This window comes from Bradyrhizobium sp. 172 (assembly GCF_023101065.1).
In the GTDB taxonomy this organism is placed as follows: domain Bacteria; phylum Pseudomonadota; class Alphaproteobacteria; order Rhizobiales; family Xanthobacteraceae; genus Bradyrhizobium; species Bradyrhizobium canariense_D.
This window is the reverse complement of record NZ_CP064701.1, coordinates 2,206,181-2,223,963: the sequence shown is the minus strand read 5'-3', so window position 1 is coordinate 2,223,963 and position 17,783 is coordinate 2,206,181. Positions and strand designations below refer to the sequence as shown.

Here is a 17,783-nt window from a genome sequence, read left to right as displayed (position 1 = left end):
TTGGCAAGGAGTTGGCCATGAGCATTCTAAAACATCTGGCGATCTCGCCTCTCGCTTTTGCCATTCGCCATTACGACATCAGGGTCATATTGGGCCTCACCGTCCTCAGCCGCATCTTCCTCGTCGCCATCTACCTTGCGTGCGGCGGCCCGGGCCTGTCCGAGTTCGATCTCGCCAACGCCATCGCGCTGCCATGAGCTCGGGACCGCTCGAATGGTGCATCGAGATCGCGATCATCGTCGCGATCTGCATCGGGATTGTCGTGGGCGGGCATGGCCGGCTCGTCGTGCCGCATCACCGGGTTCAGCGCGCGCAAGCCGATCGGGCCGCTTGCATTCAGCGGCCCTCAAACCTCTTCAGCGTCGTCGCCCTGCGGCGAGCGGGTCCGCCCGTTTGATCGATCACCAATACGCGCGGTGATAGTGCCGGTAATACGGCCGGTAGTAGCCGTAACGAGGGCCGAAATACGGGCGGTAAGGCCGATAGTAGCGCGGATAAGCATAGGCCGGACCATAGCCGTAATAGGCCGGCGCATAACCATAGCCGTAGCCCGGGTATCCGTAGCCGCCATAATAGGGCCCGCCGCCATAGTAGCCATAGCCATAGGGCGCGCTGCTGGCGATGGCACCTGCGATGATCGCGCCAGCGGCAAGGCCGCCGAGACCCCATCCAAAACCTCGGCCGCGCCAGTGCACCTGCGTGACATCGTCGCCGACGGCGGCCTTCATGGTTGCGACATTGGTGGGCAGCGGAGCCGCCGCCGCCTGCTGAATCCCCCCCGCCATGACCGCGGCGGCGAGCGAACCGGCGACTGCCGTTTTCCAGACCCTCATCGTCTTACTCCTTTCTGACGTTTGGCTTGGACATGGATCGCAGCGCCATCATCGGGCATCCTGGCGCGAGGTCAAAGCCTCGAGTTTTGCGTGCACCGCACAAGACGCATGCCTCCATTCTGATCAACCGGTACCTGACGGGCTCGACAACCTTGCCGCGAGTGACACCGGCAGGACGGTGCCTGGGGCCCGATCACGGCGGCAAAGCATTAAGCTTCCGGCGCATTCGCAACCAACAACCACCTTCCCGATTTACTATTCGTGCCGTTACTATCGGTTCCAAATGAGCGCGGCCGGGAGGCTTCTCGCGAGCGCAAGAGTTGTGGGAGGATGACATGAGTGCCGCGAGACCCGAGCCGCTTGCCCGTCAGGCGCTGGCGTTTGTCCTGGCCGGCGGACGCGGCAGCCGGCTGCTGGAGCTGACCGACCGTCGCGCCAAGCCTGCGGTCTATTTCGGCGGAAAATCCCGCATCATCGATTTCGCGCTGTCGAACGCGGTGAACTCGGGCATCCGCCGCATCGCCGTCGCCACCCAGTACAAGGCGCACAGCCTGATCCGGCACCTTCAGATGGGCTGGAACTTCTTCCGCCCCGAGCGCAACGAGAGCTTCGACATCCTCCCGGCGAGCCAGCGCGTCTCCGAAAACATGTGGTATGTCGGCACGGCCGATGCAGTCTACCAGAACATCGACATCATCGAATCCCACGCCTGCCGCTTCATCGTCGTTCTCGCCGGCGACCATATCTATAAAATGGATTACGAGGTGATGCTGCGCCAGCACGTCGACAGCGGCGCCGACGTCACCGTCGGCTGCCTGGAGATGCCGCGCCAGGAATCTTCCGGCTTCGGCATCATGCATATCGACGAGAACGGCTGGATCAAAGAGTTCCTGGAAAAGCCGAAAGATCCGCCGCCGATGCCGGGCAAGCCGGACGTTTCGCTCGCCAGCATGGGCATCTACGTGTTCGACGCAAAATTCCTGTTCGAAGAGCTCAAGCGCGACGCCGAGGATCCGAATTCCAACCACGATTTCGGCAAGGACATCATCCCCTACCTCGTCAAGAACGGCCGCGCCATGGCGCACCAGTATTCGACCTCCTGCGTTCGCTCGGGCAGCGACCCCCGCGCCTATTGGCGCGACGTCGGCACGGTCGACGCCTATTGGGCCGCCAATATCGACCTCACCGACGTAGTGCCCGAGCTCGATTTGTTCGACAGCGCCTGGCCGATCTGGTCCTATTCCGAGATCACACCACCGGCAAAATTCGTCCACGACGAGGAGAGCCGGCGCGGCCAGGCCGTGAGCTCGCTGGTCTCGGGCGGCTGCATCATTTCCGGCGCCTCGCTGCGGCGCTCACTGCTGTTCACCGGCGTGCGCGTCAACTCCTACGCCAATGTCGAGAACGCCGTGATCATGCCCTATGTCAATGTCGGCCGCGGCGCGCGCCTGAAGAACGTCGTGATCGATCGCGGCGTCGAGATCCCGGAAGGGCTCGTCGTCGGCGAAGATCCCGAGCTGGACGCAAGACGCTTCCGCACCACCGAGCAGGGCATTTCGCTCATCACCCAGCCGATGCTCGACAGGCTCAATACATGACGCCTGTTCGCGTCCTCGCGGTCGCCTCTGAAGTCTATCCCATCGTCAAGACTGGCGGTCTCGCCGATGTCGCGGGCGCGCTGCCGATTGCGCTCAAGGCGCATGGCGTCGAGATGCGCACCTTGATGCCAGGCTATCCTGACGTGATGCGGGTGCTGGGGGGAGCCGACGAAATCCGGCGCTGGCCGGATTATTTCGGCGGACCCGGACGTCTGCTCGCCGGCTCGCATGACGGCCTCGATCTGTTCGTGCTCGACGTGCCGCATCTCTACGCACGGCCTGGCAACCCCTACGTGACGCCCGAAGGCGTCGACTGGCCGGACAATGGCGTGCGGTTCGCCGCGCTCTCGCGCATCGCGGCCGATATCGGCCACGGCCTCGTTCCCGCCTTCGTGCCCGACGTGGTGCATGCCCATGACTGGCAGGCCGGGCTCGCGCCGGCCTATCTGCACTATGACAATCGGCCGCGGCCGGCCACCGTGATGACCATCCACAACATGGCCTATCAGGGCAAGTTCGTGCCCGAGCTGATTGGTTCGATTGGCCTGCCGTGGCGCGCCTACGGCGTCAACGACCTCGAATATTTCGGCGGCATCAGTTTCTTGAAGGCCGGCCTGCAATTCGCCGATCGCATCACCACGGTCTCGCCGACCTATGCGCAGGAGATCCAGACCGACGAGGGCGGCATGGGGTTCGGCGGCCTGCTTCGCGCCCGCGCGAACGCGCTGAGCGGAATCCTCAACGGCATCGATGTATCCGTTTGGAATCCGCAAGAAGATCCGCACATCGCCTACCGCTTCGGCGCGGAGGACCTCACGTTCCGGGCCGCGAACAAGGCGGTGCTTCAGCAACAGTTCAATCTGGATTCCTCGGACGAAGCGCCATTGCTCGGCGTCATCAGCCGCCTGTCGTGGCAGAAGGGGCTCGATCTCCTGCTCGAAGCCATTCCGACCATTTTGCGCGAAGGCATGCAGCTCGCTTTGCTCGGCAGCGGCGATCGCGATCTCCAGGATCGCTATCAGGCCGTAGCGCGCGCGAACCCTGGCCGGATCGGGGTCGTGATCGGCTACGACGAGATCATGGCGCATCTGATCCAGGCCGGCTCGGACGCGCTCATCGTGCCCTCGCGGTTCGAGCCATGCGGCCTGACCCAGCTCTGCGCGTTGCGCTACGGCGCCGTGCCCATCGTCTCGCGGGTCGGCGGCCTCGAGGATACCATCGTCGATATCGGCGAGGCCGATAAATCAGGCCGCGATGCCACCGGCTTCAAGTTCGCACCCGTCACCGCGGATGCCCTCGCCGGCACGCTGCGCAAGGCCAACATCGCCTTCCACGACAAGCTGACCTGGCGCCGGCTGCAACTGAGCGGCCTTGCGACCGACGTGTCCTGGCGCAACCGCGCCGGTGACTATGCCGCGCTCTATCGCGGCCTCATGACCGCGCGCGCCTGAGGCGCGACCATCCTCGAATCAATGCTATAGAGCCGCCATGGACCCGTTCTTGATCAAGCTGATCGGCTTTGCCGCCGCGACCTGCACCACCGTGGCCTACGCGCCGCAAGCCATCAAAGTGTGGAAGACCCGCTCCACCGGCGATATTTCGCTCGGCATGTTCCTGGTCATGGTGCTTGGGCTGGCGCTCTGGCTCGTCTATGGCCTGCTGTCGGGCGATGCGCCCCTCGTCGCCGCGAACGCCATCACCATGGTGCTCGCCGGCGGCATCCTGTTCATGAAGCTGAAATACGGGTGAGCCACTCTTCTTCACCTCTCCTCGCTTGCGGGAAGAGGAGAAGATCACCCGCCAAACACATACGACGCCATCGCGACATTCGCGACCTCGTCGACGAAGACGCGCTTGCCCGTGTCGCTGACGGCGGCGCCGGCGGCCACCATCAGCGGCAGCAGATGATCTTCGCGCGGATGGGCCAGGCGCGCACTCGGCGCGTTCTCCCAGTCAACCAGCATCGCGTTGCGCCGCGCCGCGTCCTTGTGGCTGATCGCCTCGTTCAGGTAAGCCTCGAAATCATACGAGACCGGCTTCGATTCGGCACGGCCGAACCCGCGCATGTTGTGATAGGTGAGTCCGCTGCCGACGATCAGAATGCCTTCGTCGCGTAGGGAGGCAATCGCCTGCCCCATCCTGATGTGCTCGGCCGGATCGTAACTCGATCTCAGCGACAGCAGCACGATCGGCATGTCGGCGTTCGGATACATCAGCCCGAGCGGCACGAAGGTGCCGTGATCGAACCCCTGGTTGGGATCCTCCCGGCAATCAACACCCGCGCGCGTGAGCAGCGCCTTTACCTCCGCGGCGAGCTCGGGCCGCCCCGGCGCCGGGTATTTGAGGTGATAGGTGTGCTCGGGGAAACCGTGATAATCGTACACCATCGGCGGATGCGCGGAAGTCGACACGGTGAAGGCGTCAGCCTCCCAATGTCCTGATATGACGAGCACGGCCTTGGGCCTCTCCGGCAAGAGCTGTGGCAGCCGGCCGAACGCCTCGGCGGTTTTCGCGTATTGCACCCGCCTGTCTTCCATGAACGGCCACGGACCGCCGCCATGCGACAGGAAGAAGGTGGGAAATCGCACCATGGGCGAAGGCTCGTTTCGTTGGCAACATGCGCGTGCGAGTTGCCCGCGCGATCGGCCGCGAGCATAGGCAAACCCGTATGGTTAGCAAGACGTTAACGATTTGCTGCCCAGAATCCCGGGCGTAGCCGAAGGAGTCGGCCAGCAGCCAGGGACGTGAAATGAAGAAGTTTGCGTTGGGGGATGTCGTCAACAGTGACAAGGGCCGCCGCGGCGTCGTTCGCGCCGCCTACAAGTCGAAGGAAGGCCAGCAGTTCTACGCCGTCGAGAAAGACGGCGCGATGGATTATCTGGAGGAAGACCGGCTAAGCCCGGCGCCGCGCGTCGAGCTCGCGGCTTAAGTCCAACTCATCCCTCTAATGCGCGAACCGGTCCAGACGCTCCGACCAGGGGTCGTCTCCGCTCGCGATGCCATCGTTCGCGATCAGCAGCAGGCGATCGCTGCCTGCGGCCGAATCCCAATGCGGCAGGTCCGCACCGTTGGGATCGCCGCTCCTGGCGAAATTGATCCAGTAGGCGCGCATGCGATTTGCGACCTCGCGATCGGCTCCTGACAAGATGCCTGCACCGGGCATGCCTTCGACGCCGAAGATGAACTGCAATTCCCGCCCGTGACCGCCCTCGGGGTTTGCGCGCCGTGCCTCCGGCACATAGGTGAAGCGATAGCGAAAGGTCGGCGCACCGCTGGCGGCATGCAGGCGCGCCAGCAGTCTCACTGGCTCGGAGAAGACCCTGTCGGTGTAGAACCTTGCCGCGCGGTCCGAAGGTCTGGCGAGATCGGGATAGAGCCTGCGCAGCTCATCGCTGGTGGTGCCTGACGATGCCAGCTCTTCCCGGATATCCAGCTCGCCGTCGAAACCGGTCTCGTCGTCGTTCGAGCCGATGATCAAGGGGATGCGGCTCTCATGTCCAGCTGCGAAGCCCGCGGCGACCTCCTCGCTCACCAGACTCCCATCGATCGTCGGCGCGAAGCTGCGCGGCGATTTTTCCAGGAAATGTTTTTCGACGGCAAGCAGGCGTTGCGGTTCGGCTGTACGTAAATCGGCCTGTCGCCCCAGCACCGCCACGAATTGCCGCCCCACAATTTCGGCCTCTTGTGCCGAACGCAGGCGCGCACGGCCGGGGATCGATTGCAGAATGGCTTTCTGGAAGAGATCGCGCGATTGCTCCGACAGCATCAGCAGCGCGATCGACGTTGCGCCTGCGCCACTGCCGAACAAGGTGACGTTGGTGGGATCACCGCCGAAGGCCGCGATGTTGTCGTGCACCCAATGCAGCGCCGCGATCTGGTCCATCAGGCCGAAATTGCCGGAGCCGCCTTCCGACAGCGCGGGATCGCTGAGCCAGCCGAACGCGCCGAGGCGAAAATTCACGGTCACCACGATGAGGCCGGCTTGCGCGAGCCTGGCACCGTCGAACAGCGGATCATTCGCGGTGCCGCTGACGAAAGCGCCGTCGTGGATGAACATCATCACCGGTAGCGGGCCGTCGACCCCGAACGGACGAAACACGTTCAGCGTGAGGCAATCCTCGCTCGATCCCGGCAGCGAGGGCTGAAGACACGGCGCGCCATAGGCATAGGCGGTGCGCATCTCCGAACTCTCGGGTGCAGCCTGCGGCGGACGCCAGCGCAGCGGTCCGAGCGGCGCGGCCACATAGGCCAGCCCCTTGAACGAGGCCACCTCGCCTTCGACGGCGCCAAGCATCTGTCCTTCGCGCGTCAGCGCAAATGGAAACTGGCCGACCGGCTGGGCCACGACCGAGCCGGCGCAACAGAGGACGAGTGACGTCGCAAAAAGCTCGAACACGGACCGCATCTTCGGAGCATCTCGACGCGCGGAAGGATTTTGGGCAGGTTATGTCCGTGGCCCGCCGCGAAGCAAGCGCCGCGGCTGCGCCTAGCTCCGCTTGGCGGCAAGCTCCGCCAGTGCGTGCCGTGCGATGATGCCGAGCTCGCCGAGCGTGGAGTGACCGGACCGCGCCGCCTCGATCAGCCGCTCGGCGATGAACCTGCGGCTGTCGTGATCGCCGCCGTGAGGCAGTTGGCGGCACGTCTCCTCCAGGACGACGTCCATGTTCGCTTTGGTCCGCTCACTCAACTCTGTCATGACGCCCGTTTGCACGCGTGGCAAAAACAAGAGCATACACAGGTGGATCGACCCTGATTAGCCCGGGAAATCACGGCCCTTGTGCATCGCGATGCGTGTGCCGCCGCAACATTCACGCGGCCATGATGACGCCGCAAATGGCTACCGAAGATTGCACATGCCGTGATGACAAGCCGAACCTGCAGCGATAGCCTGCGGGCAAAACAAAACACACGGGAGGAAATGCCATGCCTGATGCAATGGTTGCTGCACGTGCCTCGGACACGGGGCGCGGAACCAGCCAGCAGGTCGATGTTGCCGTGGTCGGTGCCGGATTTGCCGGCCTCTATCTTCTGCATCGGCTACGCAAGGCCGGCCTGACGGCGGTCGGCCTCGAAGAAGCCGGCGACGTCGGCGGCACCTGGTACTGGAACCGATATCCCGGGGCGCGCTGCGACATCCAGACCATTGATTACAGCTACACCTTCGATCCCGACCTCGAGACCGCATGGACCTGGTCGGAGAAATATGCGACCCAGCCCGAGATCCTGCGCTATCTCGGCTTCGTCGCCGACCGCTACGATCTCAGGCGTGACATCCGCTTCAAGACCAAGGTCACGGAAGCGAAATGGGACGAGGCGATCGAGCGCTGGCAGCTCACCACCGATAATGGCCCGCCGGTCTCCTGCCGCCATTACATCATGGCCACCGGCTGCCTCTCGGCGCCCAAGCCGCCGGAGATCGACGGCGTGAAGGACTTCAAGGGCGAGGTCTATTTCACCGGACGCTGGCCGCATGACGGCGTCCATCTCGGCGGCAAGCGCGTCGCGGTGATCGGCACGGGATCGTCGGCCATTCAGTCGATCCCGCTGATCGCCGAGCAGGCTGCGCACCTGACCGTGTTCCAGCGCACCCCGAATTTCGCGCTTCCGGCGCACAACGGTCCCGCGCCGTCCGATCGCATGAGCCTGCTGCAAGGCGATCGCGCGGCCTATCGCGAGCAGGCGCGCCAGTCGATGGCCGGCGTGCCCTATCCGCAGCAGACGGTCGTTAGCTGGCAATTAAGCGATGCCGAGCGTCGTGAGCGGTTCGAACGCGCTTGGGCGGCCGGCGACCTCGTCCACATCCTGACCCAGCTCTGGGCCGACCAGGCGGTCGACATCGACGGCAACAAGATCGTCCAGGACCTGATCCGCGAGAAGATCCGCGCCGCCGTCAAAGACCCCGAGACCGCCGCGGCGCTGATGCCGGACGATCATCCGTTCGGCGCCAAACGCCCCTGCCTCGATACCAACTATTACGCGACCTACAACCGGCCGAACGTCACGCTGGTCAATCTGCGTCAGGAGCCGATCAAGGCGATCACCGCAAGTGGGATCACGACGGCCAAGCGCAGCGTCGACGTGGACGTGATCGTGTTCGCGACCGGCTTCGACGCCATGACCGGCGCGATCCGCGCCGTGCATCCGATCACCGGACGTGGCGGCAAGTCGCTCACCGACGTCTGGGCGCAGGGGCCGCAGACCTATCTCGGCCTCACCGTCGCAGGCTTCCCGAACTTCTTCATGATCACCGGTCCCGGCAGCCCGTCGGTGCTGTCGAACATGGCGGTGTCAATCGAGCAGCATGTCGACTGGGTCGTCGACCGGCTCAAAGCATTGCGCGACGGCGGCTTCACCACGATCGAGCCGAGCGAGACGGCGCAAGCCGGCTGGAACAGGCACATGGCCGATTGCTCGATGGTGACGCTGCACCGGCTCGCCAACACCTGGTACACGGGCGCCAACGTGCCCGGCAAGGTGCAGGGCCTGATGCCCTATACCGGCGGCGTCGGTCCCTATCGCAGCATCTGCGACGAGGTGGTCAGCCGCGGCATGCTCGGCTTCAAGCTGACCGGCCCCGACGTCGCCGCGCAATGCAATGACGGCGAGGTGGTGCGGCTGCAGCCGGACGTGCGGCTGGTGCTGAACCTGCTGGCGTCACTCAACCTGCCGCCGATCGAGTCGATGGGCGCCCTCGGCGCCCGCGCCTTCGTCGACGAGTTCAACAAGGGCCGCCCGGCGGGACGGCCGATCGGCGAGATCGTCGACGGCACCCTGACAGGCGCCGACGGTCCGCTGCCTTACCGGGTATACCGGCCGGCAACGCCGGGGCCGCATCCGGTGGTGGTCTATTTCCACGGCGGCGGCTGGGTGCTCGGCGACGAGCAGTCGGACGAGCCGTTCTGCCGCGACATGGTGCGGCGGACCGGCATGATGCTGGTCAGCGTCGGCTATCGTCATGCGCCCGAGCATCGTTTCCCGGCCGCGGCCGAAGACGGCTATGCGGCGACGCGCTGGATCGCCGAGCACGCCGCCGAGCTCGGCGGCAGGCCGGGCCCGGTGCTGGTCGCGGGCTGGAGCGCCGGCGGCAACATCGCCGCCGTCACCTGCCAGCTTGCGCGCGATCGCGGCGGCCCTGAGATCGCGGGCCAACTCCTGATCTGCCCGGTCACCGACTGCACCTTCGACCGCCCCTCCTACAACGACAATGCGACCGGCTATTTCCTGACGCGCTCGCTGATGTACTGGTTCTGGGACCTCTACTGCTCGCCGACCGACCGCACCGATCCACGCGCCTCGCCGCTCCGCGGCAAGGTCGAAAGGCTACCGCCGGCCTTCGTCGTCACCTGCGAATTCGATCCCCTGCGCGACGAAGGCATCGCCTATGCCGAGGCGATGGCAGCCGCCGGCGTCCCGGTCGAGCAACTCAAGGCGCGTGGCCATTTCCATTCGTCCTTCACGATGGTGGACGTGATCATCACCGGCGCGCCGAGCCGGGTGCAGATGGCCGAGGCCTTGCGGCGCTTTGCCGGGCTTCCGCCCGAAGTTGGTCGCGGCGATGAGACCAGCCACGGGCACACCAGCCCGGGCCATAAAATCGCGGCGGCCGCGAGCTGAAAGCAAACATTTGCCGGGAACTATTTCCCGGTCATCGCGTTTGGTGCTGAGGCATTGAGATGCAGTAATGGGTGTAGGCCCCGGTACGCACGATCGTGTGCCGGGGTCTTTTTGCGTGAGGCGGGACGATGGGGGACGTGGTTGGGGATTCAAAGGTCGACTTTGGTGTCCTTGCGGTGCTGCATAAATGGCCGTCGCTTGCGAACCAGCGACGGTCGGACCGAGCGTCCTACCAGGTGATCGAGGGTACGCTCGACGAATGCATCTCGGCGTTCATGGCGAAGCCGGCGGCGACCAGGCATCTCTATGAGATCCGCACCATCGCGCAACCGCCGCTGGTCACGGACATTCTCTCGCCCGAGCACATCACGGAGCTGGCGCGGCTGCGCGAATTTCTCTGATCCTCGCAGAAGCACCGGCTGAGCGCGGGAACCTTCTGCCGGTTTTTCCCGTTGATGGTGATCGGAAGCGAAGGCGTGAGTGCCTCACATGCTTGAAGCCGGCGTGCCAGCCCCTGTCGTGCCCTATGGCGCAGACCAGACCCTGTTCGTGGTGATCGACCGCCTCGACAAGGCGACCGAAATTCGCGTCGAGCGAAGCGATCTCGACGCCACGATCGGCGAGCTCGTCGCTGGCTGCTTCAACGACCCCATCAAGGTCATCTCGTTCAACACGCTGGAGCACTGGATGAAGGACATCTCGACCGATGTCGCCGGCGAGATCCGGGCGCGCTGTGACATTGATGGCATGACGCTGCCGGACTATCTCAGCGACTTCGTCGAAAGCCACAGCTGAGCGCGCATGGGGATGAGAATCAGGCGCGCCGGTACTTGCCGGCGATGACCTCGATCTCGCGGCGGCGTTCGTGCGCGAAGGTCAGGAGCTTTTCGATCGTCAATGTATCCGTGATCCGTTTGGCCAGCCGCTCGGCGCGTGCGGCCTGATCTTCGAGATACTGGATCGTGGTCAAACGCCGCCTCCCAAGAGCTTAGATCTAGTCCCGAATGATTGGGTATCCATGGTGGCTTGAGGCGGCTAACAGCCGGTTAAGCACAGCGCTTCGGATCGATGCAGCCGCAAATTATTGCACCACGTCGAGCCGGACATTGGTGACACCCTTGTCGACCATGCCGAGCGCCTCCGCCGCGGAGGGAGAGACGTCGACCACGCGTCCGCGAACATACGGCCCGCGATCGTTGATCCTGACGGTGACGAAGCGGCCGGATGAGACATCGGTGACGCGCAGCTTGGTGCCGAACGGCAGGCTGGGATGGGCCGCGGTCAATTCGTTCTTGTCGAACCTCTCGCCGCTCGCCGTCTCCGTGTCCGAATAGAAACTGGCGACGCCGTGGGAGACGCTCTGCTTTGCATCACCGTCGGGGATGCGCGCCCGGCTGATCGGACGCGGATGCAGCGCCGCCACCCTGTGCGGTCGTTCGACAGCGGCCTGGCGGTGGGTGCCGAGATCGGCCTTCTGGTGGCCGACCGGCGATTGCGCACACGCCGCAAGCGACGCCGCGCCGATGGTGGCGAGCAGGATCCGGCACAGGCTTGCCGGCGAAATCCGGGCATTTTCGGCACGTGCAAAGCAAGACATGATGCGCCCTCCGAATGGCCCCGAGTTTCGGTGGGCAATGAGGGCAGAACCTTGTCGGAACGAAAGCGCGCCTGAGGCCGCAGCCGTTTCGGGTTAGCTGTGGCGATTCCACCACACTGGCTTGTCCTGAATCGAGACAGGCTCGTGGGATAAGCCCGATACGACGCGCCAGATCGGGCGCGTCTCCGGCGGAACCTCGTCAGGTTCGGCGCCGCTCCTCGAGAGCCGCGCGAGCTCGCGCCGATAGAGCCGCTGCCAGCCGGTCTTCAAGCTGGCGAGAAAGTCGAGCTCCCGTTGTGTCAGCGTGCACATCATGAACCCGATCCGGTTGCGAGAGCCGCGTCGTCAGCCGACGAGGCCTCCCATCGGTTTGACGTCGGCGCTGCCCGGGAAGACGGCTTCTGCGAGCACCTTCTCCTCGACGCGCAGATGATCCCTCAGCAGGCCTTTCAGCACCGCGCGCAAATCCGTGGTCGGCTTGAGATCGCGATCCTCGAAGAGTTGCGCCGGCTTCAGACCGGGCCAGTCCGCGATCACGCGACCACCGTTGAGCCCGCCGCCGATCAGGAAAGCGACCGTGCCCGTGCCGTGGTCGGTACCCTGCGTACCGTTGATGCGCGCGGTTCGCCCGAACTCGGTGACGACGGCCACGACTGTTTCGCGCCACGCTTCGCCCATATTGCTCTCGATCGCGGCAAAGGCGCCGTCGAGAGCACCGAGCAGATTGTAGAGCTGGCCCGAGGCCACGCCCTCGGCGATGTGCGTATCCCAGCCGACGAAGCCCATGGCGCCGACACGCGGGCCGTCAGGCTTGGCGAGATAGCGCGCGGCCGTGCCGGCGGCTTCGGCGAAATAGGCGCGCACGCGCGCGATGCCGGGCGGCGGCAAGGTCGGATCGTCGGACATCGGATCGCCCGCGCCTGGTGCGCCGCCGAGCGAAGCGAGCCTCATGCGGGCCTGGAGCACGGTCGCAAGCTTCGGATCGGTGTGCTGGTAGAGATCGAGCAGGCGGTTCTGCGTGTCCTCGCTCGCCGGCAACAATCTCTGCGGCACCCATGTCATGACGGGCGCCGAACCGCGCACCACCAGCGGCGTCACGGAGCCGATGCCGAGCGCGCGGCTGCCGCGCGGGTCGACACGCCCGCTGGATTCCAGCGCGAGCAGCGCGCGGTTGAGCCATCCCGAGCTGGTCATGCCCGGCTTGACGAGCCCGCTTTCCAGCACGTCCTGGCCGTCGAAATGCGAACGCTCGCGATAGGGCGTCGCGGCGGCATGGACGATCGCAACCTTGCCGCTCTTGTAGAGCCGATGCAGATTCGGCATCGCCGGATTGAGCGCGAAGAAGGCATCGAGCGGCAGCGCGGGCGGCTTGCCGTCCAGCACCAGCGCACGATCGCCGCGCAAGGAGATCCAGTCGGGATCGCCGACCGGCGCAACCGCGCCAAGGCCGTCGAGCGCACCGCGCAGCACAATGACCAGCAGGCGCGGATCGCGCCCTTCGGCACGCGCGATCCGCGGCATCTGGCTCCACGTGAACAGCGCGCCGGAGCCGACCAGAAGCTCGCGCCGCGTGGGCAGATGATGGTCAAAGCCCATGGTCACCTCCTCTGGAAATCCGCCGACATGAACAACAGCGCGAGCGCCTGCTGCCGGCTCTCGGCGCGGCCGACGGCCTGCTTCACCTCGGGTGATATCTCCGATGCGAAGACGTCCTCGATGATCGCCTGCGGATCAGCCGTACCGGCGAGGCGCTCGGCAAAATTGTTGGCGATGTCGAGCCGCCGGCCGACGCCGTCGATCCAGCTCGCCTCGTCGTCCGGATAGCCCTTGGGCGCGGATGGACGCCACAGCGCCTCGCCGAGCAGCTCCAGCCCGCCGGTGAAGCGGACTGGATCGACCGTCGTGGCGCCGGTCGCGCGCACCATGCCAACGCCCCACTCGCTGGGACGCTTGAGCTTCGACGGCGGCCCGCGCCAGGCCTCGTCCGAGGACACCATCGCGATCGCGACCTGCTTAAGATCGCCCTCGGTGTCGCGAAAAGTCTTCGCCATCTGCTCGATCAGCACAGGCGGCGGCTCGTCGGCGACGAAATGGCGCGCGAGCTTGGTCGCGATATGGGTTGCGGTCGCCGGATGCGCGGCGAGATCGCGCAGCACCGCGCGGCCCTGCTCGGCATCCTCCTGCTCGTAGCGCTTGCCGAGCACGGTTTGCCCGCCGGGCTCGTGCAGCCGCGGATTGAAGGTGAACTCGCCACCGTGCTCGGGATTGTCGCCGGGCGGCACCAGCGTCCATCCCGTCAACACATTGGCGAAGCTGATGACGTCGTCCTGGGTGTAGCCGGCGCGCACGCCGAGCGTATGCAGCTCCATGATCTCGCGCGCGATGTTCTCGTTGAGGCCGCGGCTGCGGTTGATGCCGGCGATCGAGTTCGCACCCATCGAGCCGAGATTGTCGAGATAGAACAGCATCGCCGGATGGCCCTCGACGGCCAACAGGAGATCGACGAAGCGGCCGAGCATATTGGCGCGAACGGCTTCGCGCTCATAGGCGCCGGACATGCTCTGGATCTTGTTGGCCGAGATGCAGAAATGGTTGGACCAGAACCACACCAGCCGCTCGGCGAAGCCGATCTCGGCGGCAAGCGCGGCTTCCGTGCGCAGCTTGGCTTCCTGCAAATAGATCGGACGCCCGGGATCGGGCACGGCCTCGGCCGCCTGCTTGGCCGCCATCTCGGCGGCGTCCTTGTCCGCACCCTGCCCTTGCGTCTGGTCTTCCGACATTGTCGGCGCGGACGCCGTCTGCTGCCTCTTGGCCTGCTGCTGCGCCTGCTTGGCCCTAGCCGCGCGCCGCGCATTGGCGTCGGCAACGGTGCGATAGGCCTTTGCGCTGGTGGGAAGGACGGCGGCGGCGGTCAGCGTGAGCGGCCGGTCGAGATCGGCGATCAGTGCGCCGCGCGGGTCGGTGCCGACGGCGGCGATCGATCCCGGTCGCGGCCCCATCCCGAAGCGATGAAGCGCCAGCACAGCTTCGGCCTTTGCGGAATTGGTCATCGCGAACGCCTGATTTTCTCGAGCCTGCCAGCGGCACGCCGCGCAAGGCTACGAACCGTAATGCTACATATCGTAGCATTTGCGGTGCTGGCCCGCAAGCAGAGATTGCGCTGTCCCGTCCGATATCGCGAGCCGCCCATCCGGCGTGACTGATGGACGGCCGCAACGCTCCTAGAAATTCGGCCCGAGCGCGATCTTGGTGATCGTGCCGTTCCTGACGCCGATCCGCCATTCCGCCGAGCCGTTGGCGAACTGGGCGATGTAGATGTCGCTGTCGAGCGCGGTGACGCCGCGGAACGAGACCGCACGCAGCGCGCCGAGCTTCGCCAGGATCGCCTGGTCGAACGGAAGCTGCTGCCGCGTGATGTCGGCGACTTCCGACGTCATGTGCTCGTAGTCCGGCTGGCCCTTGCCGACATCAGCGATATAGCGGCGCAGCATATCCTCGCCATTGGCGATCGGAACGGCGCGGCGGGCGGCGCGCCCCGGCTTCGCGCCCATGTTGGAAGCCTCGACATTGTGGAAGCGCGTCTGCCGACCCGGCATCAGCACCTCGAGGCACCGTCCGGACTTGTCGGCGATCACCCAGGGATTGTTCACCGTGGTCGTGGCCGCCCAGCTCATGTTGGGCCGGACCACGCTCTGGGCCTTGCGATTGCCGTCGGCATCGAGATTGAAGACGCGGATGTCCTCGCCCATCTCGTTGTAGACCATGATCCGGATCGGCGAAGTGCCGGCGCGGCCGCGCACATTCGCCTCCTCGGCGCACGTGACGATGCCGCCGAGCTCATCATTGCCGTCGGCCCGGAAGATGACGTCGCCGGCCTTGCCGTCTGGCTCGAGCAGCAGGCGGAATTCCGCCGTGCCGTTCTCGAATTTCGCACCATAGATGTCGTAGCCGCCCGGTCCGACGCCGCGGAAGAACAGCGACTCCACCGGACCGAGGGCGACGAAGGTCGCGTGCAACTCGTCGACCTGGCGGTGGACCTTGGCGGCGAGCGGTGCGCTCATCCGGTCGTAGTTCGGCGTGCCGCTGCGCAGATCCTCGATCCCGCGCAGGATCATCTCCTTGCCGCCGGCGACCGGGACCTGCTCGCGGAAACGATCGGGGACTTCCGCAACGCGACGCGCGAAGTCGGCCTCGATCGCCTGCGCCGCGGCCGCATCGATCCGCGGTGCGAGGCGGGCGCCGAACACCGCGTTCTGGACCAGCACGCGCGAGACCCTGGCCTGCTCGTCGCGCAGGAAAACCAGCAGATTGTCGCCACGGATCGAGAAGGCGTCGGCCCCCTCAGCGAGGAGCGCAGCCCGGCCCTGTACGGTTTCCTGCACCTGGAGCCGATCCCCGTCGCGGTCCACCGTGAGCACGCGGTTCGGTGCGATCCTGTACCAGCCCACATATTGATCGAGTGATCCGGAATCGGTGGCCGCCGTCGGCATCTCGGCAACGAGAAGTGCGCGGATGTCGCGTCCATTCATGCGCAGCATCAGCTCGGCGGAGCGGCGCTCCGCATCGAGCGGGAACGTGATCTCACCGGACGAGGCGGGGTAGGATGCGATGCCGTCAGTGCCGACCGTCAGGCGCAATTTGCGCTGCCCGGTGAGCTGGCCGTAGACCTCGTCGCCGTCGCGGAAGATCGCGAACACCGAGGTCGGACCCATGGCGTAGAAATTGACGAAGGGGCGGTAATGCTGGGCCGGCACCTCTCCACTATCCGCGGCGAGCGGCGCAGGCTCCGGCGTGCGATAGGCGATCATGCCGGCGGACACGATCACGGCCGGGACGATCGCAGCCGCGATCCACGCCCGCTTGCGCCAGCCGACCGCGACGGGCATCGCGGCGGCCGCGATGATGCGCTCGACGCGGGCGCGCACGGTCGAGGCCCGCGCCATCGCGAGCTCGACCGGCCGCGGGTTTACCGTGCTTGCAAAATCAAGCAGGATTTCCGCATAGGACAGCCGGTCGTCGATCACCTCGATGGCCTCGGCGTCGCTGATGATCTCGGCAAGTTCGGCCAGACGCGCGAGCTGCCACCACGAGAACGGGCTGAACCAGAACACCGCGCGATTGAGGGAGGCGAGCAGGAGTATATAGAAATCGCGGTTGGCGACATGCGCGCCCTCATGCGCGAGCACCGCGAGGCGCTTCTTGGCGTCCCAGCCGGAAAATTGCGGCGGCACCAGAATGGTCGAGCCAAACGTGACGGGACCGCCGACGTCGCGGCTGACGCGCACATCGGCGTCGACCATGCGCGGACCGTTGATCGGCCTTGCCGCGCGCGCGAGGCGCCAGGTCAGACAGAGGCCGATGGCCAGCCGCAGCAGCAACAGGCTGGCGACGCCGGCATGGATGACGGTAGCGATCAGCCACCAATTGATTGAGACGCCGTTCTTCGACGGCGGAATCGCCGCGCCGGGCGTCATCGGCTGCATGGGCTGCGGCATCTCGAACGTCGAGATATCAACTGGCATGACATCAGCCGGCACCGATACCGGCGATGGCAGCCGGGTGATCGTGACCGTCGGCCAATGCATCACGAACGGCATCGCCAGCGACGCCAGCAGCACGACGACCCACGCCGTCATGTGGACGTGCGGATTGCGCACGCGAAACAGGTTGAGGCCGAACCAGACGACGCCTCCCAGCACAAGGGAGCGCAGCGCCGCCTCCGCCAGAGTTGCGATCATTCTTTCTTCACTCCCCTCGCCTTCTTCGCCTTGGCCACCTGGTCGGCCAGTGTGCGCAACTGCTGCTGATCGAGCATCGCATTGTCGACCATGCCGACGAGGACCTCCTCCATCGAGCCGTTGCAGAACCAGTCGACGATGCGCTGCACCGCCTTGGCCGCAACCCGCGCGCGCTCTTCGGCTGCGTGGTAGACATAGGTGCGTCCGTCCACCGTGTGCCGAGCATAGCCCTTTTCTTCCAGCCGGCGCAGCACCGTGCGGACTGTCGATTCCTTCAGCCGACGCGACAGCTTCTCGCGCACAATTTCGGCCGTCACAGGACCATGGGCCCAAACCAGTTGCATGACCTCGTGCTCGAGGTCGCCCAGTTCGGGCAAACGATCGTCCATGGCGGCTTACCTTG

Annotated in this window: 19 protein-coding genes; 8 read left to right on the top strand and 11 right to left on the bottom strand. The window is 65.5% G+C overall.

Translation table 11 applies throughout. The annotated features are described in order from the left end of the window. Positions 1-17: 17 nt before the first annotated feature. The gene (locus tag IVB07_RS10550) at positions 18-197 is read left to right on the top strand and encodes a hypothetical protein (protein ID WP_018457475.1); all 180 of its coding nucleotides are present in this window, start codon (positions 18-20) and stop codon (positions 195-197) included. 204 nt (positions 198-401) lie between these two features. Here IVB07_RS10550 and IVB07_RS10545 read toward each other — a convergent pair whose 3' ends face one another. Then, positions 402-833 (bottom strand): hypothetical protein, encoded by a 432-nt coding sequence (locus IVB07_RS10545; RefSeq protein WP_018457473.1) that lies wholly within the window; start codon positions 831-833, stop codon positions 402-404. A gap of 335 nt (positions 834-1,168) precedes the next feature. Between IVB07_RS10545 and glgC the strand changes: the two genes are divergently transcribed. Genes glgC through IVB07_RS10530 form a run of 3 tightly spaced genes read left to right on the top strand, consistent with a single transcriptional unit; the run spans position 1,169 to position 4,180 of the window. Then, entirely contained in the window at positions 1,169-2,431 is a 1,263-nt protein-coding gene (gene glgC / locus IVB07_RS10540) for a glucose-1-phosphate adenylyltransferase (protein WP_007613273.1), read from the top strand. Continuing rightward, complete coding sequence (glgA, locus tag IVB07_RS10535; protein WP_018457472.1) at positions 2,428-3,882, top strand: glycogen synthase GlgA; 1,455 nt, start codon at positions 2,428-2,430, stop codon at positions 3,880-3,882. The genes glgC and glgA overlap by 4 nt, the downstream gene beginning before the upstream one ends. Before the next feature lie 37 nt (positions 3,883-3,919). After that, positions 3,920-4,180, top strand: coding sequence for a SemiSWEET transporter (locus tag IVB07_RS10530; RefSeq protein ID WP_018457471.1), 261 nt, complete (start codon positions 3,920-3,922; stop codon positions 4,178-4,180). A 44-nt stretch (positions 4,181-4,224) separates the two neighbouring features. Here the strand turns inward: IVB07_RS10530 and IVB07_RS10525 are convergent, their stop codons facing one another. Continuing rightward, entirely contained in the window at positions 4,225-5,022 is a 798-nt protein-coding gene (locus IVB07_RS10525) for a class III extradiol ring-cleavage dioxygenase (protein ID WP_247294809.1), read from the bottom strand. A gap of 158 nt (positions 5,023-5,180) precedes the next feature. On the opposite strand from IVB07_RS10525, the gene IVB07_RS10520 reads away from it, so the two are divergent. After that, positions 5,181-5,360, top strand: coding sequence for a hypothetical protein (locus IVB07_RS10520; RefSeq protein ID WP_007601069.1), 180 nt, complete (start codon positions 5,181-5,183; stop codon positions 5,358-5,360). Between the two features lie 15 nt (positions 5,361-5,375). Here the strand turns inward: IVB07_RS10520 and IVB07_RS10515 are convergent, their stop codons facing one another. Both IVB07_RS10515 and IVB07_RS10510 read right to left on the bottom strand, forming a co-directional pair. Continuing rightward, positions 5,376-6,836 (bottom strand): carboxylesterase family protein, encoded by a 1,461-nt coding sequence (locus IVB07_RS10515; RefSeq protein WP_247361233.1) that lies wholly within the window; start codon positions 6,834-6,836, stop codon positions 5,376-5,378. 81 nt (positions 6,837-6,917) lie between these two features. After that, the gene (locus IVB07_RS10510; RefSeq protein WP_018457468.1) at positions 6,918-7,163 is read right to left on the bottom strand and encodes a hypothetical protein; all 246 of its coding nucleotides are present in this window, start codon (positions 7,161-7,163) and stop codon (positions 6,918-6,920) included. A gap of 191 nt (positions 7,164-7,354) precedes the next feature. Here IVB07_RS10510 and IVB07_RS10505 point away from each other — a divergent pair, with 191 nt between their 5' ends. From IVB07_RS10505 to IVB07_RS10495, 3 genes are all read left to right on the top strand, one after another. Beyond that, positions 7,355-10,045, top strand: coding sequence for an alpha/beta hydrolase fold domain-containing protein (locus IVB07_RS10505; protein WP_247361231.1), 2,691 nt, complete (start codon positions 7,355-7,357; stop codon positions 10,043-10,045). Between the two features lie 128 nt (positions 10,046-10,173). Continuing rightward, positions 10,174-10,446 (top strand): hypothetical protein, encoded by a 273-nt coding sequence (locus tag IVB07_RS10500; protein ID WP_018457466.1) that lies wholly within the window; start codon positions 10,174-10,176, stop codon positions 10,444-10,446. Between the two features lie 88 nt (positions 10,447-10,534). Continuing rightward, positions 10,535-10,840, top strand: a complete 306-nt coding sequence (locus IVB07_RS10495; protein ID WP_018457465.1) for a hypothetical protein — start codon at positions 10,535-10,537, stop codon at positions 10,838-10,840. A gap of 19 nt (positions 10,841-10,859) precedes the next feature. Here the strand turns inward: IVB07_RS10495 and IVB07_RS10490 are convergent, their stop codons facing one another. The 7 genes from IVB07_RS10490 to IVB07_RS10460 all read right to left on the bottom strand — a co-directional run bounded on the left by IVB07_RS10490 (position 10,860) and on the right by IVB07_RS10460 (position 17,769). Beyond that, entirely contained in the window at positions 10,860-11,015 is a 156-nt protein-coding gene (locus IVB07_RS10490; RefSeq protein WP_018457464.1) for a hypothetical protein, read from the bottom strand. A 111-nt stretch (positions 11,016-11,126) separates the two neighbouring features. After that, on the bottom strand, positions 11,127-11,642 hold the full coding sequence (locus tag IVB07_RS10485) for a septal ring lytic transglycosylase RlpA family protein (protein WP_018457463.1): 516 nt from the start codon (positions 11,640-11,642) through the stop codon (positions 11,127-11,129). A 93-nt stretch (positions 11,643-11,735) separates the two neighbouring features. Then, positions 11,736-11,957 carry a hypothetical protein gene (locus tag IVB07_RS10480; RefSeq protein WP_026233375.1) on the bottom strand — a complete coding sequence of 74 codons (222 nt, stop codon included), beginning with the start codon at positions 11,955-11,957 and terminating at the stop codon, positions 11,736-11,738. 30 nt (positions 11,958-11,987) lie between these two features. Then, positions 11,988-13,238: a DUF1501 domain-containing protein gene (locus IVB07_RS10475; protein ID WP_247767629.1), complete on the bottom strand. Its 1,251-nt coding sequence runs from the start codon at positions 13,236-13,238 to the stop codon at positions 11,988-11,990. Positions 13,239-13,240: 2 nt separating this feature from the next. Continuing rightward, complete coding sequence (locus IVB07_RS10470; RefSeq protein ID WP_018457460.1) at positions 13,241-14,692, bottom strand: DUF1800 family protein; 1,452 nt, start codon at positions 14,690-14,692, stop codon at positions 13,241-13,243. A 171-nt stretch (positions 14,693-14,863) separates the two neighbouring features. Beyond that, positions 14,864-17,380 carry a M56 family metallopeptidase gene (locus tag IVB07_RS10465; protein ID WP_018457459.1) on the bottom strand — a complete coding sequence of 839 codons (2,517 nt, stop codon included), beginning with the start codon at positions 17,378-17,380 and terminating at the stop codon, positions 14,864-14,866. Next, the gene (locus tag IVB07_RS10460; protein ID WP_018457458.1) at positions 17,377-17,769 is read right to left on the bottom strand and encodes a BlaI/MecI/CopY family transcriptional regulator; all 393 of its coding nucleotides are present in this window, start codon (positions 17,767-17,769) and stop codon (positions 17,377-17,379) included. Before IVB07_RS10460 ends, IVB07_RS10465 begins: the two co-directional genes overlap by 4 nt. Positions 17,770-17,783 lie beyond the last annotated feature (14 nt).